Below are 24,160 nucleotides of genomic sequence, written 5' to 3'. Positions count from 1 at the left end.
GCCCTACGACCAACGCCGCAGATGTTGGGCTTCGTTCCTCAGCGCCAACCTACGTGACCAACTTCAGCGTCAAGTGCTGCCATGCATAAGCCCTGTGCGGTGATCCCGGTGTACAACCACGAACACGCGCTGCCCGTGGTCGTCGCCACGCTGCATGCGGCCGGCCTGCCCTGCGTGCTGGTGGACGATGCCTCCAGCCCGGCCTGCGCGGCGGTGATGGATCAGCTGGCCGAGCAACCCGATACCCACCTGGTGCGCCTGGCGGTCAATCAGGGCAAGGGCGGCGCGGTGATGGCCGGCCTGCGTGAAGCCGCGCGTCTGGGCTTTAGCCATGCACTGCAGGTAGACGCCGACGGTCAGCACGACCTCAGCGATTTGCCGCGCTTTATCCACGCCTCGCAAGCCGCCCCCGAGGCGCTGATCTGCGGTTATCCGCAGTACGACGAAAGCGTGCCGAAAGGCCGCCTCTACGCGCGCTACCTGACCCATGTGTGGGTGTGGATCAACACCCTGTCGCTGAGCATCCGCGATTCCATGTGCGGCTTTCGCGTCTATCCGCTGCCGGCTACCCTGGCGCTGATCAACACGGTCAAAATCGGCAAACGCATGGATTTCGACACCGAAATTCTGGTGCGCCTGGCCTGGCGCAATCAGCCGATGCACTGGTTGCCAACCAAAGTGCATTACCCGCTGGACGGCCTCTCACACTTTCGCCTGTGGCTCGACAACGCGCTGATTTCGAAGATGCACGCCACGCTGTTCTTCGGCATGTTGCTGCGCGCACCACTGATTCTCTGGCGCAGGTGGCGCGGATGAGCCAGCAACACTGGGCCGGGCAACGCGAGCGCGGCAGTTTTATCCTGATGAAATTCACTGCCTGGCTGGCGCGCAAGCTCGGCCGCCGCCTGATCAGCCCGCTGCTGTACCTGATCGTGCTGTATTTCTACCTGTTCGGCGCCAAGGCGCGGCGCAGCATCCGTCAGTACCAGTACAACCTGGCCAACTGGAGTGGTCACCCAGCACTGCAGCCCACCCGCCTGTCCGTGTTTCGCCAATTCATGAGTTTCGCCGACACCCTGCTCGACAAGCTCGACGTGTGGAACGGCAAACTCGGTCTGGATCAAGTAACCCTGATCGACACAGCCACTGCAACGTCCCGCCAGCAAGGCCGTGGGCAAATGCTGGTGGCCGCACACCTGGGCAACCTGGAAGTCTGCCGCGCCCTCGCCGAACTCGGCGAGCAGGTAACAATGAACGTGCTGGTGCACACCAAACACGCCGAACAGTTCAACCGCCTGCTCGGTGATGCCGGGGCCAGCAACCTGCGCCTGATTCAGGTCAGTGAACTGGACGCGGCGATCATGCTGCAACTGTCAGAGCGTCTGGAGCGCGGCGAATGGCTGGCAATTGCCGGCGACCGCGTACCACTGACAGGTAGCCGCACCGTAACCGTGGACTTCCTCGGCAAGCCCGCCGCCTTTCCACAAGGCCCGTGGTTGCTGGCCGGGCTGCTGCAATGCCCAGTCAACCTGATTCACTGCCTGAAAATCGACAAACGCTACCAGGTGATCATCGAGCCCTTCGCCGAGCGTCTGCACTGGAAACGCAGCGAGCGGGACGCAGTGATCCGCCACTGGACGCAGCGCTACGCCGACCAGCTCGCGCAACGCTGCCTGGATGCGCCCCTGCAATGGTTCAATTTCTACCCGTTCTGGAATGAAGATGACGACACATCAGCCTGACCCCATTGTGTTTGGCGAACGCCCCCTGAGCATCGAACAGGTTGTCGCCCTGGCCAGCCGCAGCGCCCCGGCGCAACTGCAAAGCGATGCCGCCTACCGCGAAAAAATCGCCAAGGGTGCGCGTTTCCTCGACAGCCTGCTGGACAAGGAAGGCGTGATTTACGGCGTCACCACCGGCTACGGCGACTCCTGTGTGGTGGCCGTGCCGCTGCACCAAGTCGAAGCGTTGCCGCGTCACCTCTACACCTTCCACGGCTGCGGCCTGGGCAAGCTGCTGGATGAGCCTGCCACCCGCGCCGTACTGGCCGCGCGCTTGCAGTCGCTGTGTCAGGGCGTGTCCGGCGTGCGCGTGGAGCTGCTCGAACGCCTGCAGGCGTTTCTCGAATTTGATGTGCTGCCGCTGATTCCGGAAGAAGGCTCGGTGGGCGCCAGCGGCGATCTGACGCCGCTGTCCTATGTCGCCGCCACCCTCAGCGGTGAGCGCGATGTGATATTCAAGGGCGAGCGCCGTCATTCAGCCGATGTGCACAAAGAGCTCGGCTGGACGCCGCTGACCCTGCGTCCGAAAGAGGCTCTGGCGCTGATGAACGGCACCGCCGTGATGACCGCCCTGGCCTGCCAGGCCTATTCGCGCGCCGATTACCTGCTCAAGCTGGCCACCCGTATCACCGCGCTTAACGTGGTGGCGCTGGAAGGCAACCCGGAGCATTTCGACGAACGCCTGTTCGCCGCCAAACCGCATCCAGGGCAGATGCAAGTCGCCGCCTGGTTGCGCCAGGACCTGGCTATCGACGCGCCGACCGCACCGCTGCACCGCCTACAGGATCGCTACTCGCTGCGCTGCGCACCGCATGTGCTCGGTGTACTGGCTGATAGCCTGGGCCTGCTGCGCCAATTTATCGAGATCGAGCTGAACAGCGCCAACGACAACCCGCTGATCGACGCCGAAGCCGAGCGCGTGCTGCACGGCGGGCACTTCTACGGCGGGCATATCGCCTTCGCCATGGACAGCCTGAAAAACCTGGTGGGCAACGTCGCCGACCTGCTCGACCGCCAGCTCGCCCTGTTGGTCGACACCCGCTACAACCACGGCCTGCCGAGCAACCTGTCCGGCGCGCCGAGTGTCAGCGCGATGATCAACCACGGCTTCAAGGCCGTGCAGATCGGCACCAGTGCCTGGACCGCCGAAGCGCTGAAAAACACCCTGCCGGCCAGCGTGTTCTCGCGCTCCACCGAATGCCACAACCAGGACAAGGTCAGCATGGGCACCATCGCCGCGCGCGACGCCCTGCGCAGCCTGGAGCTGACCGAGCAGGTCGCCGCCGCCACCCTGCTGGCCGCCAACCAGGGCGTGTGGCTGCGTCAGCGCGCCGGCAAACACGACCTCCCTGCGCCGATCGCCGCCATGCGCGAACAACTGGCCGTGGACTTCCCCCCGGTGATCGAAGACCGCGCTCTGGAAGCCGAACTGCGCCTGTGCCTGGTGCGCATCCGCGAACAGCACTGGAGGCTTTATGCGTAGCAAGGGCGTATTGCAGGCGGAAATCACACTGCTGGTGCCGTTCTTCGACGTCGACATGATGGAGGTGGTCTGGCACGGCCATTACGTCAAATACTTCGAAGAGGCGCGCTGCGCGCTGCTCGACAAGCTCGGCCACAACTACGTGCAGATGCGTGACGCTGGCTATGCCTGGCCGGTGATCGACCTGCAACTGCGCTATATCCGCGGCGCACAGTTCGGCCAAACGATCATCGTCCGCGCCGATCTGGTGGAGTGGGAGAACCGCCTGAAGATCAACTACCTGATCAGCGATGCCGCAACCGGTGAGCGCATGACCCGTGGCAGCAGCGTGCAAGTGGCGGTGGAAATCGCCACCCGCGAGATGCAGTTTGCCTCACCCCAGGTGCTGATCGACGCCGTTGAGAAGGTACTGGCGTGAACAGTCTTTGGCCCGAGCTGAGCCGCCCCCCCGGCTCCTGTCTACCGGCAATGTCGGAGCGGGGACAGCCCCCGTCAGAAGGCCGAGCGCAATCGCTGTGGAAGAGGTTGAGCGGCATGGATGCCGCGAGAGCCGCGATGGGCCAGGGATGGCCCTTCGTCGGGGTGCCGCCCAGGTCGGGCCTCTGGAACAGTGATGGAGTGAGGGAAGTCGAGCGCAGCGAGACCCGTATGCCGGGCGTGCTTTCTCTTTGGTTACGTTCTCTTTGCACGAGCAAAGAGAACGTAACTCGCCCGAGGGGGCGAAACACGTTCTTACAGGCACCCGCAGCAATGAGCCGAACACTAAGCGTACTGTTCCTGCTGCTCTTAACCACCCACGCCCACGCCTTTGACCTCGACCAACTCAGCGCCCAGCTGGCCAAGCCTGCGGTGGTACGCGGTCCGTTGATTCAGGAAAAGCACCTGCGCGCCCTGCCGCAACCGCTGACCAGTCGCGGTCAGTTCGTACTAAGCCGCGACCTCGGCCTGCTCTGGCAGCTGCAAAGCCCGCTCCAACAGGCTTACCGCATCGACGCCCAGGGCATCGCCAAACGCACCCCCGGCGGCTGGCAACAGCAATCAGGGCAGGATGTTGCGGCCCAGCAGAGCCGGCTGTTTCTCGCGGTGCTCAAGGGCAACCACAGCGGTCTGGCACGGGACTTTACACTGCAACTAAGCGGCACGTCTGAAGCCTGGCAACTGCGTCTGGTGCCGAATTCAGTGTTGCTCAAGCAGATTTTCAGCCACATCCAGATCGACGGCGGCGCGCTGGTGCAGCGCATTGAGCTGCATGAAACCCAGGGCGACCGCAGCGTCTTGCGCTTACCCGAAAGCCAGGCCAGCGATGCCTTGACTGAGCAGGAGCGACGCGACTTTGCTCAGTGAACGCTGGCTGCCGCGCGGCTTTCTGCTGCTGTTCGCCGCCCTGTTGATCCTCGCCGCCTGGCAATGGCGCAACGGCCCGCCCGTCGCGGCCGACATGCTCGCGCTACTGCCCGCGGGTAGCGGCGATGCGCTAGTGCAGCAGGCCGAACAGCGCATGCAAGAACCACTCACTCGCGACCTGTTGCTGTTGATCGGTCACCCGCAGCGCGAACAGGCGATTGCCTTGGTGCAACAGGTGGGCGAGCAGTGGCGCGGCAGCGGCCGTTTCGCTCAGGTGCAGTGGAGCGTCGACAGCGACCTCGCGGCGCTGCGCGACTACCTGCGCAGCAACCGTCTGGCCCTGTTGCCGAGTGCGGATCGCCAGCTGTTGCTGGAGCAACCGCAGCAGTTGATCGAACAACGGGCCGCGCAGCTGTTCGACACCTTCGCCGGCTTTAGCCTGCTGCCCATCGAGCAGGATTGGCTGGGCCTGGGCGCACGCGCGCAACAGGCGCTGAACCCCGGCAGCCGCATCCAGGCTGACCTGAGCAGCGGCGCACTGCTGTTGGAAGAACCGAGCATGACCTGGGCCCTGTTGCGCGCCAGCGCCCAGGGCAGCGCCTTCGATATGCAGGAGCCGCCGCTGATTGCCGCGCAGGTCGCCGCTACCCGCACACAGATCGAAACCGCCGGCGGCCAACTGCTGGCGGCCGGTGGCGTGTTGTACGCGGCCGCCGGGCAGGCCAAGGCCACCCGCGAAATCAGCCTGATTGGCGGCGGCGCCACGCTCGGTACCCTGCTGCTGCTGCTGCTGGCCTTCCGCCGTGTGCGCGTACTGGTCAGCCTGCTGCCCATCGGCATGGCGCTGCTGGCTGGCTGCACCGCCTGCGTGCTGGTGTTCGGCCAGATCAACGCCTTGACCTTGGTCCTGGGTGCCAGCCTGGTCGGGGTCGCCGCCGACTACCCGCAACACTATCTGAGTAAAAGCTGGAGCAACGCCGAAGGCAGCGAAGACTGGACCAGTTGGGGCGCCCTGCGCGCCACCCTGCCGGGCCTGAGCCTGAGCCTGGGCACCAACCTGATCGGCTATCTGGCGCTGGCCTTTACCCCGTTTCCGGCGCTGACCCAGGTTGCGCTGTTCTCTGCCGCCGGGCTGATTGCCGCTTATCTGTGCTCGGTCTGCCTGCTACCAGCCTGGTTGCGTGGCCTACGGCTAAGCCCATCACCGCAGCTGCTGAGCTTTAGCCAACGCCTGCTGGCCGCTCGGGCACGCTTGCTGGGCAACGTCGGCAGCACGCCGCTGCTGGCGTTGCTCTTGCTGTTCTGCGCCGCAGGTCTGTGGCAGCTGCATACACAAAATGACCTGCGCCAATGGCTGGGCCAGGAGCCGGAATTGCTGGCCGAAGCCCAACGCATCGCCGAGCTGACCGGCCAGCAGCCCACCAGCCAGTTCTTGCTGGTGCGCGCCGCGAACCCGCAGCAATTGCTGGAACGCCAAGCGGCGCTGAGCCAGCGCCTGGATCAGGCGGTGCAGAACGGCCTGCTACGTGACTACCGCGCCCTCAGCCAACTGGTCGCGCCGGACCGCCAGCTGCAGGAATTGCGCGCGGCAGTGGGCACACTGCCGCAGCACTGGCAGCCGCTGCTCGATCTCGGCATCCCGCCAGCTGCATTGCACAGCGAACGGCTGGAACTGCAACAGAACAACCAAGCGAGCCTGGAGCAGGCGCTGGCCAGCCCTCTGGGTGAGGCCTGGAAACCGCTATGGCTGGGCGCTCATGCAGATGGCGTCGCCGGGCTGGTCAGCCTGCAGGGACTCAGCAACAGCAACGCACTCAAGCCGCTGGTCGAGAGCCTGCCGGGGGTGCAGCTGGTGGATCGAATCAGCGAACTCAACGCACTGTTTAGCGCCACCCAACTCAGCGCCGCCGAATTAAAACTCATCTCCAGCATGGCGATCCTCTTGCTGCTGTGCCTGCCGTTCGGCCTTGGCGGCGCACTGCGGGTGGTCTGCCTGCCGCTGCTGGCCGCGCTGGCGGCGTTAGCCTGTCTGGGTTGGCTGGGCCAGCCGCTGACCCTGTTCAGCCTGTTCGGCCTGCTGCTGATCACCGCCATCGGCGTCGATTACGCCATTCTGATGCGCGAGAACATCGGCGGGCCGGCGGTCAGCCTGCTCGGCACCCTGCTCTCGGCGCTGACCAGTTGGCTGTCGTTCGGCCTGCTACTGATCAGCGACACCCCGGCGATTGCCAACTTCGGCCTGGCGATCAGCCTTGGCCTGCTGTTCTGCTTCCTGCTCGCACCCTGGGCCGGCACCCAGCGAGTAAGCGCACCAACTCGTAGTCAAGGAATAGCGTCATGAGTATTATCGGGTTCTGGCTGCTGGCCCTGGCGCTCTATGCGCTGGTGGCCTGGGTCGGCGGCCGCCGCTTGATTCCCATCGTCGGTCAGTTGCTGGTCGCCAGCCTGGCGATTCCGGCGTTGCTACTGTTGTGGGTCGAGCCGCACTGGCAGCTCAGCGCCAAGCAGCTGCTCGCGCCGGAATGGCTGAACCTGGCCTACGGCCTGTGTTTCGCGTTGCTGCTGGGCTACATCCTCAGTGATGTGATCGACCTGGAGGTGAATGCTGCCTGCCTGAAGATCGCCCTGCCGAGCTTCCTGGTGCCGATGCTGGCCGGTTTGGCCTGCGCGGTCTGGCTGCTGCCCGGCGAGCGCGACTGGTTGAGCGCGGTGGGCATCGGCCTGCTGTTTTCGATCACCGCAATCCCGGTGCTGTACCTGTTTCTGCAGAGCATCGGCTACCCGCTGGAAGCGACCAAACGCCTGCTGCACGCGGCCATCCTAATGGACTTTATGTGCTGGAGCCTGTTCGGCCTGGCCCAGGGCAGCAGCAACCCGGCCACGTTGCTCTGGCCGCTGCTGGCCGCCGGCCTGCCGCTGCTGCTGCGTGCGCTGAAACTGCGCCACGGCCTGCTTTACAGCCTGCCGTTCTTTGCCCTGATGCTGCTGTTCCAGCAACTGGGGCTCAACGCCCTGGTGTTCGGCATCGCTTATATGCTGTGCCTGGCCTGGCTCAAGCAGCCGTTTCGTCTGCCATTGCCGGCGCGGCACTGGAAGTTGCTGTTGAATGGCCTGGCAGTGCCGCTAATTCTCACCTACGGCGTGCTGCGCGTGGATTTCCACAACATCGGCGCGCACTATTCCTGGCTCTACCTCGGCGCGCTGCTGGTGCTGCCGGTGTTGAGCAAGGTACTGGGCAGCTGGCTGGGCCTGCACTGGGCCGACCCGGCGGCCTCAAGCCAGATCAAATGGCAGGAAAGCCTGCTGCTGAATATTCGCGGGCTGACCGAAATCGTCTTCCTCAACCTGCTGCTGCAATTGCAGTTGATCGATGCCCTGGTGTATTTCAGCTTGCTGCTGATGAGCCTGTTTTCCACACTGCTGCCAGCCCTGCTCGGCACGCGCCCAGCCACCCATGCCATTAACGAGGCAAGAAGCCGCCATGAAGTCTCTTGAAGTCGAACAACGCCAAGTCGTCGTTATCGGGGCCGGCCCTTCCGGGGCAATCGCCGCGGCGCTGCTCAAACGCAACGGCCATGACGTACTGGTGCTGGAGCGCCAACGCTTCCCACGGTTTTCGATTGGCGAGAGCCTGCTGTCGCATTGCCTGGACTTCGTTGAAGAAGCCGGCATGCTCGACGCCGTGCGTGCCGCCGGTTTCCAGACCAAACATGGCGCAGCCTTTGGTTGGGGTGAGCGTTATACCGAATTCGATTTCCGCGACACCTTCACCCAGGGGCAGGGTTCAACCTATCAGGTGCTGCGGGCCGACTTCGACAAGCTGCTGGCCGATCAGGCCGAGCTGCAGGGTGTGGAAATCCGCTACGAAGAGGAAATCTTCGCCGTCGATTTCAGTGGCGACTGCCCGCGCCTCTCGGTACGCCGCCTCGCCGATGGCCATGAGTATCAGGTGGAATGCGCCTTCGTCCTCGACGGCAGCGGTTACGGCCGCGTGCTGCCACGCCTGCTCGACCTCGACACACCGTCGAGCTTCCCCGTACGCCAGGCGGTGTTTACCCATGTTGAGGACCGCAGCGAGGGCAGCGGTTTCGACCGCGAAAAAATCCTCATCACCACTCACCCGACCTTGCGCGATGTGTGGTTCTGGACCATCCCGTTCAGCAACGGCCGCTGCTCGGTGGGCGTGGTCGCCGATGCCACCCGCTATCAGGGTCGTCCGGCCGACCTGGACGCCTGCCTCAAGCAATTTATCGAAGAGACACCCAGCCTGCACAAGGTGCTGAAAAACGCCGTATGGGATACCCCGGCGCGTACCATCGGCGGCTACTCGGCCAACGTCAAAGCCCTGCACGGCCCAGGTTTTGCTCTGCTCGGCAATGCGGCGGAGTTCCTCGACCCGGTGTTCAGCTCCGGGGTGACCATCGCCATGCGCTCGGCGAGCATGGCCGCCGGCCTGTTGCACCGCCAACTACGCGGCGAGACGGTGGACTGGGAACAGGACTTTGCCATCCCACTCAAGCGCGGCGTCGACACCTTCCGCGTGTATGTCGAGGGCTGGTACGACGGCAGCTTCCAGGACGTGATCTATTTCGAGAAAGCCCAGCCGGAGATTCGCCGCATGATCAGCTCGATTCTTGCCGGCTACGCCTGGGATCAGAACAATCCCTACGTCGCCGAACCCAAACGCCGTCTGCGGGTGCTGGCTGAAGTCTGCGCCGCCCACTGAATAAGGATATTTATGCACAACCCGGCTGCTACCTACGTCGAAGAAACTCGCTTCGGTTTCTGGTTCTTGCAGAGCCACGTCTGGCAGCACCATGTGCTGCGCGTGGCGATCAATGACCTGCGCGGCCTGTTCACCTCTGCGCTACCCGAGTCACCGCTGTTGCTGGATGCCGGCTGTGGCCAGGGCAAGTCGTTCGGCTTGCTCGCCGAGGCGTTCAAGCCCGCGCGGATAATCGGTCTGGATGCCGATCCGCACAGCCTCGACTGCTCACGTGCCGAGGCCGCGCGCCTGGGCCTGGAGGTGCAACTGATCGCCAGCGACTGCGCGGCCATCGACCTGGCCGATGCCAGCGTTGATTTGCTGTTCTGTCACCAGACCTTCCACCACCTGGTCGAGCAGGAACAGGCCCTGGCCGAGTTCTGGCGCGTGCTCAAGCCGGGAGGCTACCTGCTGTTTGCCGAGTCGACCCAGTACTACATCGACACCTGGGTGATCCGCTGGCTGTTCCGCCACCCCATGCAGGTGCAAAAAAGCGCCGAAGGCTATCTAGACATGCTGCGCGGCCAAGGCTTCGAATTCGCTGCCGACAATGTCTCCTACCCCTACCTGTGGTGGAGCCGCGCCAAGGACTTCGGCCTGCTGGAACGCTGGGGTTTGATGAAGCCCAAGCCGGTCGGCCAACGCCATGAAACCCTGGTCAACGTGGTGGCGCGCAAGCCGCTGGAGCCACGCAGCTGATGCGCCATGCTTGGCTTATCGGCCTGTGCCTGCTGCTCGCGGCCTGCGCCGCGCAGACGCCACTGCTGGCCCCGTCACCTGCGCTGGTGGTGGCGTTACCGCTGGCCCTGCAGGTGCAGCGCCAGCAGGTCGCCACCCAGCAAACCTGGTGGTTGGTGCTGCAGAACGAGCCGGAGGGGTTGCGCGCGTCGTTGTTCGACCCGCTCGGCGTTCCCCTCGCACGCCAGGTGTTGCGCGCCGGCCAGTGGCAGAACGACGGCTTGTTGCCGCCCAACGCCGAAGCCCGCGAGTTGTTCAGCGCGCTGCTGTTTGCCCTCACGCCCGACGCGCAACTGCCCAGACAGTATCCGGTTGACCACTGGCGACTTGATGCAGACGGCACCCGCTGGCTTAACCCACAGTGGCGAATCCGTTACCGTGCGCCGCTGGATTTCACCCTGAACCGTTCACCCGATCTGATCTATCAGGTCAGCCCTCTCCCTGACGACAAGGCACCCTGATGGCCGCATACCTCTCAGCCCTGGGCCTCAACTGCGCCCTTGGCCAAGGCAAACAGGCGGTAGCAACAGCGCTGTTCAATGGCGATGACCACGGGATGCGTCCGCAAAACGGCTGGGTCAATGAGCGTGTTCTCACGGTTGGCGCCGTGCCCGGCGCACTGCCATCGCTGCCCGGACGCCCGACAAGCCGCAACAACCAGTTGCTGCTGGCTGCCGCGCAGGAAATCGAACCCGAACTGCGCACGGCCATCAAACGCTTCGGTCCCGCGCGTATTGGCGTGGTGCTAGGCACCAGTACCTCTGGCATCGAAGAAGCCAGCCAAGGCATTACCCAATTTCTTACGCACGGGCAGTTACCGGAATCCTATGACTACGCTCAACAGGAACTGGCCGCACCCGCAAACTTCCTGAGCGACTGGCTGGGCCTCAGCGGACCGTGCTTCGGTATTTCCACCGCCTGCACCTCAGGCGCGCGGGCGTTGCTCAGCGCCCAGCGACTGCTCAATCTCGGCCTCTGTGATGCGGTCATCTGCGGAGGGGTGGACAGCCTGTGTCGCCTCACGCTGAACGGCTTCTATGCGCTTGAGGCGGTCTCGGCCGAACGCTGCAACCCATTTTCGCGAAACCGCAACGGCATCAATATCGGCGAGGGCGCGGCCGTATTCTTGATGAGCAGAACCCCCTGGACAATGCCGGACTCGCCATCACCTTGCTTGGCGGCGGGGCCAGCTCAGACGCCCACCATATTTCCGCGCCGCAGCCCGAAGGCCTCGGTGCCCAGGCAGCCATGCGCAAAGCTCTGGCGGCGGCCGGGATCAGCGCGGATCAGGTCGATTATCTGAACCTGCATGGCACCGCCACCCCCCACAATGACGCCATGGAAAGCCACGCGGTGCAGGCGATCTTTCCGCACGGCGTGCCCTGTTCATCAAGTAAATCCCTGGTGGGCCATACGCTGGGCGCGGCTGGGGCGCTGGAAGCGGCTTTCTGCTGGCTGACCTTGAGCGCCTACAACCCGCAGCAGTTGCTACCCCCGCACCTGTGGGACGGCCAAGCTGACCCGGCCTTGCCGGCGCTGAATCTGGTAGCGCCCGGCACATCGCTGAGCAACAACCGCCCGCGCCGGCTGATGAGTAACTCCTTCGCCTTTGGCGGCAACAATATCAGCCTGCTCCTGGGTGAAGAGCTGGCGAATGAAGCGGATAACACGCGCAATGAAGCGCCGGGAAGACACACATGAACCAATGGCCAATCGCCGAACTGATCCCCCACGCCGGTGACATGATCCTGATCGATCAGGTGCTGCGCTTTGGCGACGAGGACATCGAAACCCAGCTGACCATCCGCAACGGCGGCCTGTTCAACCTGGAGGACGGCAGCCTGCCGGCCTGGGTCGGCATCGAGCTGATGGCGCAGAGCGTGGCGGCCTACGCCGGCTGCCAGGCGCGCCTGCGCGGCGAGCCGGTGGAGTTGGGCTTTCTGCTCGGTACACGCAAGTACGAGTGCAATGTCGAACGTTTCCCGGCCGGAGCCGAGCTGCATATCCATGCGAGCCGCTCGCTGCAGGATGATAACGGCATGGGCGTGTTCGAATGCCAGCTGCGCGGTCCCGGCATCGAGGCCCTGGCCCGGCTTAACGTATTCCGCCCCCCCCAGGTGGACAGCTACCTTCAGGAAGAATTTCAGGAAACTCAGCCATGAGCGAAACAGCAGCCCTGCGCGAAACCATACTGGTCACCGGCTCCAGCCGTGGCATCGGCCGGGCGATTGCCCTGCGCCTGGCCAAAAGCGGCTATGACATCGTGCTGCATTGCCGCGCCCGCCGCGAGGAAGCCGAAGCGGTGCAGGCGCAGATCCTTGAGCTAGGCCAGCAGGCGCGCATTCTGCAGTTCGACGTGTCCGACCGCGCCGCCTGCCGCGCGGCGCTGGAGGCCGATGTCGAGCGGCACGGCGCCTATTATGGGGTCGTGTGTAATGCCGGCCTGACCCGCGACGGTGCTTTCCCGGCGCTGAGCGAGGACGACTGGGACATCGTCATGCGCACCAATCTGGACGGTTTCTATAACGTGCTGCATCCGTTGACCATGCCTATGGTGCGACGGCGCAAGGCCGGACGCATCGTCTGCATCACTTCGGTATCCGGGCTGATTGGCAACCGCGGCCAGGTCAACTACAGCGCCTCCAAGGCCGGCATCATCGGTGCCGCCAAGGCCTTGGCGATCGAGCTGGGCAAGCGCAAGATCACGGTCAACTGCGTCGCACCCGGACTGATCGATACCGAAATTCTCGATGCCGATGTACCCATCGAGGAAATCCTCAAGATGGTGCCGGCGCAACGTATGGGCACCCCGGAAGAAGTGGCCGGCGCGGTGAATTTTCTGATGTCCGAGGAGGCGGCCTACATTACCCGTCAGGTCCTCGCGGTGAACGGTGGGTTGTGCTGATGAACGGATGCAAACGGGTGGTAGTCACCGGCATGGCCGGGGTGACCTCGCTGGGCAGCGACTGGTCGACGATTCAAGCCAACTTTAGAGCCGGCAAAAGTGGCATCCGCTACATGCACGAATGGGACAGGTTCAGCGAACTGAACACCCGCCTCGGCGGCCCGGTGGACGATTTCGTCACCCCCAAGCATTGGAACCGCAAACAGACCCGCAGCATGGGCCGCGTCTCCAAGCTGGTGGTGTACGCCGCCGAGCGCGCGCTGGAACATGCCGGCCTGCTCGGTGACGAGTCGATCAAGGACGGTCGTATGGGCGTGGCCTGCGGCTCTTCCACCGGCAGCACCGACGAGATCAAGGCATTCGGCAATATGCTGCTCAACTCAGTGGCCGACGGCCTCAATGCCAACTCCTATATCCGCATGATGCCGCACACCACGGCCGCCAATATCAGCATCTTTTTCGGCCTCAAGGGTCGCCTGATCCCCACCTCCAGCGCCTGCACCAGTGGCAGCCAGGGTATCGGCTACGCCTATGAAGCGATCAAGTTCGGCCGCCTGCCGATGATGCTCGCCGGCGGTGCCGAGGAACTGTGCCCCACCGAAGCCATGGTCTTCGATGCGCTCTATGCCACCAGCCTGAAAAACGACGCGCCGCACACCTCACCGCGCCCTTATGACAGCGGCCGCGATGGTTTGGTGATCGGTGAAGGCGCCGGCATCCTGGTGCTGGAAGAGCTGGAACATGCACTGGCGCGGGGCGCGACCATCCACGCCGAAATCGTCGGCTTTGGCTGCAACGCCGACGGCCAACACGCCACCAAACCCGTGCAGGCGACCATGCGCGGGGCGATGGAGCTGGCGCTGCAGGATGCCGGTTTAGCGCCTTCCGCCATCGGTTACGTCAACGGCCACGGCACCGCCACCGACCAGGGCGACGTCGCGGAAACCCTGGCGACCCAGGAACTGTTCGGCAGCCAGATGCCGATCAGCTCGCAGAAGAGCTACTTCGGCCACACCCTGGGTGCCTGCGGCGCGCTGGAGTCCTGGTTCAGTATCGAAATGATGAACGCCGACAGCTATGTGCCGACCCTGAACCTGGACACGGTCGATCCGGCCTGTGGCGAACTCGACTACCTGCGCGGTGAATTCCGCCAGATGAACCACCAGTACGTGATGAACAACAACTTCGCCTTTGGCGGGGTGAATACCTCGCTGATCTTTAAACGCTGGAGCTGAGGACTGTGCAATGTCTGCTGCACGTCGCCCCTGCTAGGTTTAAAACAGCTGGATTACACCGGTTGTGGTGATATCCCCTTTTGCGCAACTCACAAGCAGTCCCCAGAAAGCCTCATAACAAGGAGCGCCCCATGAACGCCAAATCCTGGATTCTCGTAGCAGCCTGCACCAGCTTGTTCCCCGCCATCAGCCAGGCCCGTGACACCACCCACTTTCTGCCGTTTGACGCAGTCGTTCAGGAAGCACTGAGTGCGGGCAGACTCGACGGCAGTGTTAAGTTCTACCTGGCAGGAAACCAACCGGCAGGGTCGAGCAGTGTGCTTAAGGCCGGTGTAACCACCAGCAAAAAGACCAACGCTTTTAACAAAAGCGATCAAGCCGCCTGCAACTGGGCTTTGCAATCCGCCTTAGTTCATCTGCAAAAAGCAGCCAAGGCTGCTGGGGCCAATGCGGTCGTGGATATCGCCAGCAACTACAAACACGTTGAGTACAAAGACAGCCAAAAGTATGAATGCCACGCCGGTGCATTGATGGCAGGCGTAGCACTTAAAGGGAACCTCGCCAATGTCAAATAAGCGCTCCCTGATCGGCCTGTTTATGGCATTGACCCTGATCGGTAGCGTACCCGCACTGGCTGACGTAGACGGCCAAGCGTTGTATCGACAACATTGCGCCAAATGCCACGCCGAAGACGGCCGCGCCAACACCATGCGCGGCTGGTTGTACTTTGCGCAGAACCTGAGCAAGGCCAAATGGCAGGACAACAACAGTGACCGTGACATCCTCGACGCCATTCAGGAAGGTCCAGGTGCCATGCCCGGTTACGCCGACACACTCAGCGAAGCCGAACAGCTGGCGCTGGTAAAAGCTGTGCGGGAGTTGCGTAAGCCCTGAGCAACACGCAGATAAAACAAAGGCCGCATGAGCGGCCTTTGTTTTGTGCAAGGTTTACTGATGGTACTGCGCCGACAGCTCATGCACCGCTTCGAAGAACGCGCCAGCATTGGCGGGGTTAACTTCCGGGGTGATGCCGTGCCCCAGGTTGAACACCTGACCACTGCCATGACCATAAGCGGCAAGAATACGCCCGACTTCAGCACGAATCGCCGCCGGGTTGGCGTACAGCACGCTCGGGTCCATGTTGCCCTGCAGCGCCACCTTGTTGCCAACGCGGGCGCGGGCGCTGCCGATGTCGCAGGTCCAGTCCAAACCCAGTGCCTCAGCGCCGGTTTCAGCCATCGACTCTAACCACAGACCGCCACCCTTGGTGAACAGAATGACCGGCACACGGCGACCGTCGTGCTCGCGAATCAAGCCATCCACAATCTTCTTCATGTAGGCCAGGGAGAATTCCTGATAGGCCGCCGCTGACAGGCTGCCGCCCCAGGAGTCGAATATCTGCACGGCCTGAGCGCCGGCCTTGATCTGCCCATTGAGGTAGGCCGTGACCGACTGCGCGAGCTTGTCGAGCAGCGCATGCATGGCCTGCGGGTTGTCGTAGAGCATGGCCTTGGACTTGCGGAAGTCCTTCGACGAGCCGCCTTCGACCATATAGGTGGCCAGGGTCCAGGGGCTGCCGGTAAAGCCGATCAACGGCACACGGCCACTGAGTTCACGACGGATATTGCGCACGGCGTCCATTACATACCCCAAGTCCTGCTCAGGGTCGGGGATCGGCAGCGCCTCGATATCAGCCATTGAGCTGATGACTTTTTGAAAGCGCGGGCCTTCACCGGTCTCGAAATACAGGCCCTGGCCCATGGCATCGGGGATGGTCAGGATGTCGGAGAACAGAATCGCGGCATCCAACTGCGGGTAACGGTCCAGCGGTTGAATGGTGACCTCGCACGCCAGCTCCGGATTCTTCATCAAGTTGACGAAGTTACCGGCCTTGGCGCGAGTGGCGCGGTATTCGGGCAGATAACGACCTGCCTGACGCATCATCCATACAGGCGTAACGTCCACCGGCTGCTTGAGCAGGGCACGAAGAAAACGGTCGTTTTTCAGGGCGGTCATGGCAGTTCCCGGTCGAAGTAATCGGTAAAAAAGTGCGGGCATTTTCGCAGAGCACAAAACAAAAGGCACGGCGGGTGCCGTGCCTTTTGTCTATAGGGTCAATTTGTCACGGCCGCCGTTGGGCTTCGCTGCGCTCAACCCAACCTACACGCCGAGGTAGTCGAGGATACCTTCGGCGGCGTTCCTGCCTTCGAAGATTGCCGTCACCACCAGATCGGAACCACGGACCATGTCGCCGCCGGCGAAGATCTTCGGGTTGCTGGTCTGGTGCTTGAACTGCGACTGCTCGGGCGCAACGACACGGCCTTGACTGTCGGTGTCGATCTTGAAATCGCTGAACCAGGCCGCCGGGCTTGGACGGAAACCGAACGCGATCAGCACGGCTTCCGCCGGGATGATTTCCTCGGAGCCCGGAATCGGCTCGGGGCTGCGACGGCCACGGGCATCCGGCTCGCCGAGACGGGTCTCGACCACTTTCACGCCTTCAACCTTGTCCTCACCGACGATAGCGATCGGCTGACGGTTGAAGAGGAATTTCACCCCTTCTTCCTTGGCGTTCTTCACTTCCTTGCGCGAACCCGGCATGTTTTCTTCGTCGCGGCGATAGGCGCAAGTCACCGACTTGGCGCCCTGGCGAATCGAGGTACGGTTGCAGTCCATCGCGGTGTCACCACCACCCAGAACCACCACGCGCTTACCTTTCATGTCGATAAAGTCTTCCGCGTTCTTCTCGAAACCGAGGTTGCGGTTGACGTTGGCGATGAGGAAATCCAGCGCATCGGTAACGCCCGGCAGGTCTTCACCGGGGAAGCCGCCCTTCATGTAGGTGTAGGTGCCCATGCCCATAAACACGGCATCGTACTCATCCAGCAGCTGCTGCATGGTGATGTCTGTGCCGATCTCGGTGTTCAGGCGGAACTCGACGCCCATGCCGGTGAAGACTTCGCGGCGATTGCTCAGCACGCTCTTCTCCAGCTTGAACTCGGGGATGCCGAAGGTCAGCAGGCCGCCGATTTCCGGGTTCTTGTCGAACACCACCGGGGTCACACCGTTGCGCACCAGCACGTCAGCGCAACCGAGACCGGCAGGACCGGCACCGATCACCGCGACACGCTTGCCCGTCGGTTTGACCTTCGACATGTCCGGACGCCAGCCCATGGCAAAGGCCGTGTCGGTGATGTACTTCTCCACCGAGCCGATGGTCACCGCGCCGAAGCCGTCATTGAGGGTGCATGCACCCTCGCACAGACGGTCCTGCGGACACACGCGGCCGCAGACTTCCGGCAGGGTGTTGGTCTGGTGCGACAGTTCGGCGGCGGCGAGGATGTTGCCCTCGGACACCAGCTTGAGCCAGTTGGGAATGAAGTTGTGCACCGGGCACTTCCATTCGCAATAGGGGTTGCCGCAGCCCAGGCAACGGTGTGCCTGGTCAGCCGCTTGCGCAGGCTTGAAGTTGTCGTAGATCTCGACGAACTCTTTCTTACGCTGACGCAACAGTTTCTTCTTCGGGTCTTTGCGCCCGACTTCGATGAACTGGAAGTCGTTATTCAGACGTTCAGTCATTGCAATACCTCATCAAACCACTTCAGGCGCATTCTTATTGCGGGTTGGCACGGGTGCTGGAGAGCAACGACTTCAGGCTTGCCGCCTTCGGTTTGACCAGCCAGAACTTGCGCAGGTAGTCGTCCAGGTTTTCCAGCAGGGTCGCGCCCCACTCACTCGATGTTTCCTGGACGTACTCGACGAGTACACGCTCCAGGTGGCTACGGTAAGCCTCCATCGACTCATTGTTGATCCGCTGAATTTCCACCAGCTCGTGGTTAACGCGGTCATAGAAGCTGTTATCCAGATCGAGCACATAGGCGAAACCGCCGGTCATGCCAGAACCGAAGTTGTAGCCGGTTTTGCCCAGTACGCAGACAAAGCCGCCGGTCATGTATTCGCAGCAATGGTCGCCCGTGCCTTCCACCACCGTGTGCGCACCGGAGTTACGCACGGCGAAACGTTCGCCCGCAGTACCGGCTGCGAACAGCTTGCCGCCAGTGGCGCCGTACAGGCAGGTGTTACCGATGATGGCACTGTCCTGGGTCTTGAACGGGCTGCCTTTCGGCGGGGTGATCACCAGTTTGCCACCGGTCATGCCCTTGCCGACGTAGTCGTTGGCATCGCCTTCCAGGTACAGGTTCAGGCCACCGGCGTTCCACACGCCGAAGCTCTGGCCCGCAGTGCCTTTGAAGCGGAAGGTAATCGGTGCATGGGTCATACCCTGGTTACCGTGTTTGCGGGCAATTTCGCCGGAGACACGGGCACCGATGGAACGGTCGCAGTTGCAGATGTCCAGATCAATCTCAGCGCCACTGGCAGCCTCGATTGCCGGCTTGGCCAACTCAACCATTTTCTCAGCCAGCAGGCCTTCGTCGAACGGCGGGTTGCGATCAACCAGGCAGAACTGCGGCTTGTCGGCAGGAATGTGGTCGCTGCCGAGCAGCGGCGTCAGGTCAAGATGACCCTGCTTGGCAGTTTCGCCCGGCAGCATTTCCAGAAGATCGGTACGCCCGATCAGCTCTTCCAGGCTGCGAACACCCAGCTTGGCCAGCCACTCACGGGTTTCTTCGGCCACATAGGTGAAGAAGTTCATCACCATTTCGACGGTGCCGATGAAGTGATCCTTGCGCAGCTTGTCGTTCTGCGTCGCCACGCCGGTGGCGCAGTTGTTCAGGTGACAGATGCGCAGGTATTTACAGCCCAGAGCGATCATCGGCGCAGTACCGAAGCCGAAGCTTTCGGCGCCAAGGATGGCGGCCTTGATCACGTCGAGGCCGGTCTTCAAGCCACCGTCAGTCTGTACCCGCACCTTGCCGCGCAGGTCGTTGCCGCGCAGGGTTTGGTGGGTTTCGGCCAGGCCGAGTTCCCACGGCGCACCGGCGTACTTGATCGAGGTCAGCGGCGATGCACCGGTGCCACCGTCGTAACCGGAGATGGTGATCAGGTCGGCATAGGCCTTGGCAACACCGGCGGCGATGGTGCCGACACCGGCTTCCGCCACCAGCTTGACCGAAACCAGCGCGGCCGGGTTGACCTGCTTGAGGTCATAGATCAGCTGCGCCAGGTCTTCGATGGAATAGATGTCGTGGTGCGGCGGTGGCGAAATCAGGGTCACGCCCGGCACGGCATAACGCAGTTTGGCGATCAGACCGTTGACCTTGCCGCCCGGCAGCTGGCCACCCTCGCCGGGCTTGGCGCCCTGAGCCACCTTGATCTGCAGCACTTCGGCGTTGACCAGGTATTCCGGGGTCACGCCAAAACGGCCGGTGGCCACCTGCTTGATCTTCGAGCTGCGCACGGTGCCGTAACGGGCCGGGTCTTCACCGCCCTCACCGGAGTTGGAGCGTGCGCCCAGACGGTTCATCGCCTCAGCAATGGCTTCGTGCGCTTCCGGCGACAACGCGCCGAGGGAAATCCCAGCAGAGTCAAAGCGCTTAAGGATATCGCCCAGTGGCTCAACCTGATCCAGCGCGATTGGCTGGTCGGCCAGCTTCAGTTTAAGCAGGTCGCGCAGCATCGACACCGGACGGGTGTCGACCAGCGTGGTGTATTCCTTGAATTTTTCGTAGCTACCTTGCTGCACCGCCGCCTGCAGGGTGTTGACCACATCCGGGTTGTAGGCGTGGTACTCGCCGCCGTAAACGAACTTGAGCAAGCCGCCTTGCTGGATCGACTTGCGCGCGTTCCAGGCTTCGGCCGCGAGCAGCTTCTGCTCGTTTTCGATATCGACGAAGCGCGCGCCCTTGATGCGGCTGGCCACACCGCGGAAGCACAGTTCGGTGACGTCATCGGCCAGGCCGACCGCTTCGAACAGCTGCGCACCACGATAAGAAGCAACAGTGGAGATACCCATCTTCGACAGGATCTTCAGCAGGCCTTTGGAGATGCCTTTGCGGTAGTGCTTGAACACTTCATACAGATCGCCGAGCACTTCGCCAGTGCGGATCAGGTCGCCCAGCACTTCGTAAGCCAGGAACGGATAAACCGCCGACGCGCCGAAGCCGAGCAGCACGGCATAGTGATGCGGATCGCGAGCGGTCGCAGTTTCGACCAGGATGTTGCAGTCACAACGCAGGCCTTTCTCGGTCAGACGGTGGTGAATCGCACCGGTCACCAGCGAGGCGTGGGCCGGCAGCTTGCCTGGGGCGATATGACGGTCCGACAGCACCAGCAGCACCTTACCGGCGCGCACGGCTTCTTCAGCCTGATCGGCCATGTTGCGCACGGCGGCTTCCAGGCCGAGCGACTCGTCGTAGTTCATGTCGATCAGCTGACGCTCGAAGCCCGGGCGATCCAGGTTCATCAAGGCGCGCCACTTGGCCGGCGAAATCACCGGGCTGCTGAGAATCACCCGCGCAGCGTGCTCAGGTGACTCTTCGAAGATATTGCGCTCGGCACCGAGGCAGATCTCCAGCGACATGACGATGGCTTCACGCAGCGGGTCGATCGGCGGGTTGGTGACCTGCGCGAACTGCTGGCGGAAGTAGTCATACGGTGAACGTACGCGCTGGCTGAGCACGGCCATCGGCGTGTCGTCACCCATGGAACCGACGGCTTCCTGGCCCTGCTCGCCCAGCGGGCGCAGCACCTGATCACGCTCCTCGAAGGTGACCTGGTACATCTTCATGTACTGCTTGAGCTGATCGACATCGTAGAACGCCGAACCATGGTCACGGTCTTCCAGAGTCGCCTGAATGCGCTGGGCACTCTTGCGCATCCACTGCTTGTAGGGGTGGCGCGACTTCAGGCGGTTGTCGATGTCGTCGCTGCCGAGGATCTGCCCGGTTTCGGTGTCCACGGCGAGGATCTGACCCGGCCCGACGCGGCCCTTGGCCAAGACGTCTTCGGGCGCGTAGTTCCACACGCCGATTTCCGACGCCAGGGTGATGTAGCCGTTCTTGGTCGTAACCCAGCGCGCCGGACGCAGGCCGTTACGGTCAAGCAAGCACACGGCGTAACGGCCATCGGTGAGTACCACACCGGCCGGGCCATCCCAGGGCTCCATGTGCATGGAGTTGTATTCGTAGAACGCACGCAGATCGGCGTCCATGGTTTCGACGTTCTGCCAGGCTGGCGGAATGATCATGCGCACGCCACGGAACAGGTCGATGCCGCCGGTGACCATCAACTCGAGCATGTTGTCCATGCTCGAGGAGTCGGAACCCACGCGGTTGACCAGCGGGCCGAGCTCATCCAAATCAAAGATCTGGTCGTTGGCGAACTTCATGCGGCGCGCCTGCGCCCAGTTGCGGTTACCGGTGATGGTGTTGATTTCACCGTTGTGCGCCAGGAAGCGGAACGGCTGCGCCAGCGGCCATTTCGGCAGGGTGTTGGTGGAGAAGCGCTGGTGGAATACGCAAATGGCGGTCTGCAGGCGCTCGTCACCCAAGTCTGGGTAGAACTGCTGCAGGTCGGCCGGCATCATCAACCCTTTGTAGATGATGGTCTTGTGCGAAAAGCTGCAAATGTAGTGATCACTGTCCGCAGCGTTAGCCACCGAAGAACGACGACGCGCGCTGAACAGCTTGATCGCGAATTCCTGATCGGACAGGCCTTCGCCCCCGATAAACACCTGCTCAATCTGCGGTAGACGCTCAAGCGCCAGGCGGCCAAGCACGCTGGTATCGATTGGCACCTTGCGCCAGCCGACTAAACTCAGGCCGGCAGCGAGAATCTCGCGATTCATGTTGGCGCGGGCGGCTTCAGCCTTCACCGGATCTTGGTTGAAGAAGACCATGCCGACGGCGTACTGCTTGGGCAATTCGACGGCAAAGTGCTGCTGGGCCATAGCCCGCAGGAAAGCATCAGGCTTCTGGATCAGCAGACCACAACCGTCACCGGTCTTACCGTCGGCGTTAATCCCGCCACGGTGGGTCATGCATGTCAGGGCTTCAATCGCGGTCTGCAGCAGGTGATGGCTAGCCTCACCCTGCATGTGGGCGATCAGGCCGAAGCCGCAGTTATCCTTGAACTCATCAGGACGGTACAAACCTGCTTTCATAGGGACTCTCACCAGACGGCCTATCACAAGGCAATTACTTTCTAATTCAACCACTTACCATACGCGCAGGACGAAGCCCCAGCTTTGCGCAGGCGAAAGGGTGGTCATTGTACATACCCACCTAGGCCGTCACAAATCTTAGTGACGACGCCTTGAAAACATATGTCGCGAAAACGAAGGATTAGACCGGAAGGTCGTGGTAGCGACCAACCGGTCAGCGCAAGCGCTGAAGTGTATCAGCTAGCGCGCCTGAGCAATCTCTTGCTGGATCCCAGCAAAGTTGCGCGGCCATGGCTTACCAGCCTGCACCTTGGCGGGCAGGGTGCGCAAGGCCGCCTGAGCCGCCTCACGGGTTGCAAAGCTGCCATACGTCACCACGTACAGCGGCTTACCCTGATGCTGCTTCTTGAAATAGTGGTAATCCGCGCCATGGGCTTTTACAAAAGCCTGCGCACCACTTTCCAGTCGCGCACCGAGGATCTGCAGGGTAAAACGCGAACCAGCCTGGGCTGCATACCAGTCGCCCCCCACCGCCGAGGCCGCGGGCTTGGCCGGAGCAACTGAGACCGACGGCTTACTTAATGGCGCAGCAGCAACAACTGGCGCCACGGGCTTGACCACCGGAGCGACCGGCGGTGCAACTCTCACAGGTTCAGCCACAGGAGGTGCAACTGGCGTAACCGGGACGCCCGGGATCGTCGCAGATCGCACCGGAGCAGCCTCAGCTACCAGCTCAGGAGCTGTGGCCGCACCCGCCACATCTGACTCCTCCGCACCGCTCAATCCAGCCGCCTGAGCCAGAGGCTCACGTATCACCGGTTGCGCCTCACCCACCAAAGGCAGCGGCAACGGCTGGTTGGCCCCCTCAAACTGAATAGCAGGTGCAACCGCAGGCGCAGCAGGCGCTGCCGCATCCACTGCCACAGCCGGTGGCACAGCGCCGCCCAGGGGCAACTGCGCAATCACTGGCGCCTCGACATCCTCAACCACACGTCCCTGCATAAACCAGGCGGCGAGAATACCGATAGCGACGACACACAGCGCCAGCAAATGCTTGCGCGGCAGACTAAAGGCAAACCCACCACGGCTCGCCGCACCGCGCCGCGCCAGCATCGAATCCAGCAGTATTTCGCGGGCGACCTGGTTAATCGCACCCGGCCAACCGCCGGACTGCTCATGAATGTCGGCAACCTGATCATCACTGAAGAGTTCAATTCCCTGCCCAGCTCCCTCAAGGCGCTGCGCCATGTACTCCCGGGTCTCGTCTTCGCTATAGGGTTGCAGCTCAATGACGTGGAAGCATTCATCGCCCGCAGCAACCTGCTCAAGACGCAGCAACAACTGCGACTCGGCGAACAGAAAGACGTGAGGCCGCCCCTCGGCATTGCCAACAGCCAAACTCAACAGACTGGTCAGCGCGGCATCACTGAGGTCCTCAGCATCATCGACCAGCACATAAACTTCCTGCCCAGTCAGCGCCAACTGACCGACCTGCGCCAGAATCGCCGGCAACTCTGGACGCTGCACCTGCAAGCCCTGAGCAACCTGACGCAGAATGCTTGCAGGATCAGAAGAGCCCTTCGCAGAAACCACAATGCTCTGCACGGCCTGCTTGTTGGTACTCGCTACCAACGCCTGACGCAGCAGCGTCTTACCGCTGCCATCCGGGCCGCTGACCACCAACAACAACTGGCTGTAGCGCGCCAGGTGATGCAGCTGCCCCAATACCGGCTTGCGCTGCGCTGGAAAGAACTTGAACCCTGGCACTCGCGATGCGAAGGGGTCATGAGTGAACTGGTAGTGATCGAGAAACGCCTCGTCAGCATGCAAACTTGTCATGGGCCACT

General features: G+C 62.5%; 19 protein-coding genes and 1 pseudogene. 16 read left to right on the top strand and 4 right to left on the bottom strand.

Features of this window, described 5'->3' with window-relative positions:
• The first annotated feature begins 81 nt into the window (after positions 1–81).
• The 16 genes and pseudogenes from OU997_RS10830 (at position 82) to OU997_RS10755 (ending at position 15,145) form a co-directional block, all read left to right on the top strand.
• Positions 82–816, top strand: a complete 735-nt coding sequence (locus OU997_RS10830) for a glycosyltransferase family 2 protein (RefSeq protein ID WP_108485872.1) — start codon at positions 82–84, stop codon at positions 814–816.
• On the top strand, positions 813–1,742 hold the full coding sequence (locus tag OU997_RS10825; RefSeq protein ID WP_108485871.1) for a glycosyl transferase: 930 nt from the start codon (positions 813–815) through the stop codon (positions 1,740–1,742). The genes OU997_RS10830 and OU997_RS10825 overlap by 4 nt, the downstream gene beginning before the upstream one ends.
• Positions 1,723–3,264, top strand: coding sequence for an HAL/PAL/TAL family ammonia-lyase (locus tag OU997_RS10820; RefSeq protein WP_267806534.1), 1,542 nt, complete (start codon positions 1,723–1,725; stop codon positions 3,262–3,264). Before OU997_RS10825 ends, OU997_RS10820 begins: the two co-directional genes overlap by 20 nt.
• Positions 3,257–3,682, top strand: coding sequence for an acyl-CoA thioesterase (locus OU997_RS10815; RefSeq protein WP_108485869.1), 426 nt, complete (start codon positions 3,257–3,259; stop codon positions 3,680–3,682). Before OU997_RS10820 ends, OU997_RS10815 begins: the two co-directional genes overlap by 8 nt.
• A gap of 332 nt (positions 3,683–4,014) precedes the next feature.
• The gene (locus OU997_RS10810) at positions 4,015–4,608 is read left to right on the top strand and encodes an outer membrane lipoprotein carrier protein LolA (RefSeq protein ID WP_108485868.1); all 594 of its coding nucleotides are present in this window, start codon (positions 4,015–4,017) and stop codon (positions 4,606–4,608) included.
• Positions 4,598–6,949 carry an MMPL family transporter gene (locus OU997_RS10805; RefSeq protein WP_267806532.1) on the top strand — a complete coding sequence of 784 codons (2,352 nt, stop codon included), beginning with the start codon at positions 4,598–4,600 and terminating at the stop codon, positions 6,947–6,949. The genes OU997_RS10810 and OU997_RS10805 overlap by 11 nt, the downstream gene beginning before the upstream one ends.
• On the top strand, positions 6,946–8,103 hold the full coding sequence (locus tag OU997_RS10800) for a sodium:proton antiporter (RefSeq protein ID WP_267806530.1): 1,158 nt from the start codon (positions 6,946–6,948) through the stop codon (positions 8,101–8,103). Before OU997_RS10805 ends, OU997_RS10800 begins: the two co-directional genes overlap by 4 nt.
• A complete protein-coding gene (locus OU997_RS10795; protein ID WP_108486802.1) occupies positions 8,090–9,334 on the top strand; it encodes an NAD(P)/FAD-dependent oxidoreductase in 1,245 nt (414 codons plus the stop codon). Before OU997_RS10800 ends, OU997_RS10795 begins: the two co-directional genes overlap by 14 nt.
• Before the next feature lie 12 nt (positions 9,335–9,346).
• A complete protein-coding gene (locus OU997_RS10790) occupies positions 9,347–10,072 on the top strand; it encodes a class I SAM-dependent methyltransferase (protein ID WP_267806527.1) in 726 nt (241 codons plus the stop codon).
• Positions 10,072–10,572, top strand: a complete 501-nt coding sequence (locus tag OU997_RS10785) for a DUF3261 domain-containing protein (protein ID WP_108486804.1) — start codon at positions 10,072–10,074, stop codon at positions 10,570–10,572. The genes OU997_RS10790 and OU997_RS10785 overlap by 1 nt, the downstream gene beginning before the upstream one ends.
• Positions 10,572–11,812, top strand: a pseudogene (locus OU997_RS10780) (beta-ketoacyl-[acyl-carrier-protein] synthase family protein). Before OU997_RS10785 ends, OU997_RS10780 begins: the two are co-directional and overlap by 1 nt.
• On the top strand, positions 11,809–12,273 hold the full coding sequence (locus OU997_RS10775; protein WP_267806526.1) for a hotdog family protein: 465 nt from the start codon (positions 11,809–11,811) through the stop codon (positions 12,271–12,273). Before OU997_RS10780 ends, OU997_RS10775 begins: the two are co-directional and overlap by 4 nt.
• Before the next feature lie 14 nt (positions 12,274–12,287).
• Positions 12,288–13,016, top strand: coding sequence for a 3-oxoacyl-ACP reductase FabG (fabG, locus tag OU997_RS10770; protein WP_267809892.1), 729 nt, complete (start codon positions 12,288–12,290; stop codon positions 13,014–13,016).
• Positions 13,016–14,251, top strand: coding sequence for a beta-ketoacyl-ACP synthase (locus OU997_RS10765; RefSeq protein WP_267806524.1), 1,236 nt, complete (start codon positions 13,016–13,018; stop codon positions 14,249–14,251). Before fabG ends, OU997_RS10765 begins: the two co-directional genes overlap by 1 nt.
• Positions 14,252–14,382: 131 nt before the next feature.
• Positions 14,383–14,826: an excinuclease gene (locus OU997_RS10760; protein ID WP_108486807.1), complete on the top strand. Its 444-nt coding sequence runs from the start codon at positions 14,383–14,385 to the stop codon at positions 14,824–14,826.
• On the top strand, positions 14,816–15,145 hold the full coding sequence (locus OU997_RS10755; RefSeq protein WP_267806521.1) for a c-type cytochrome: 330 nt from the start codon (positions 14,816–14,818) through the stop codon (positions 15,143–15,145). Before OU997_RS10760 ends, OU997_RS10755 begins: the two co-directional genes overlap by 11 nt.
• Before the next feature lie 54 nt (positions 15,146–15,199).
• On the opposite strand, the gene hemE is transcribed toward OU997_RS10755, so the two are convergent.
• From hemE to OU997_RS10735, 4 genes are all read right to left on the bottom strand, one after another.
• On the bottom strand, positions 15,200–16,267 hold the full coding sequence (gene hemE / locus OU997_RS10750; RefSeq protein ID WP_108486809.1) for a uroporphyrinogen decarboxylase: 1,068 nt from the start codon (positions 16,265–16,267) through the stop codon (positions 15,200–15,202).
• A 144-nt stretch (positions 16,268–16,411) separates the two neighbouring features.
• The gene (locus tag OU997_RS10745; RefSeq protein WP_267806519.1) at positions 16,412–17,830 is read right to left on the bottom strand and encodes an FAD-dependent oxidoreductase; all 1,419 of its coding nucleotides are present in this window, start codon (positions 17,828–17,830) and stop codon (positions 16,412–16,414) included.
• A gap of 34 nt (positions 17,831–17,864) precedes the next feature.
• Positions 17,865–22,313: a glutamate synthase large subunit gene (gene gltB, locus OU997_RS10740; RefSeq protein WP_108486811.1), complete on the bottom strand. Its 4,449-nt coding sequence runs from the start codon at positions 22,311–22,313 to the stop codon at positions 17,865–17,867.
• 240 nt (positions 22,314–22,553) lie between these two features.
• A complete protein-coding gene (locus tag OU997_RS10735; RefSeq protein WP_267806517.1) occupies positions 22,554–24,152 on the bottom strand; it encodes an AAA family ATPase in 1,599 nt (532 codons plus the stop codon).
• Positions 24,153–24,160 lie beyond the last annotated feature (8 nt).

Origin of the sequence: Pseudomonas sp. SL4(2022) (assembly GCF_026625725.1) — a bacterium.
Taxonomy (GTDB): domain Bacteria; phylum Pseudomonadota; class Gammaproteobacteria; order Pseudomonadales; family Pseudomonadaceae; genus Aquipseudomonas.
Note: the sequence above shows the minus strand (reverse complement) of the source record. Positions and strands in the feature narration are given on the sequence as shown.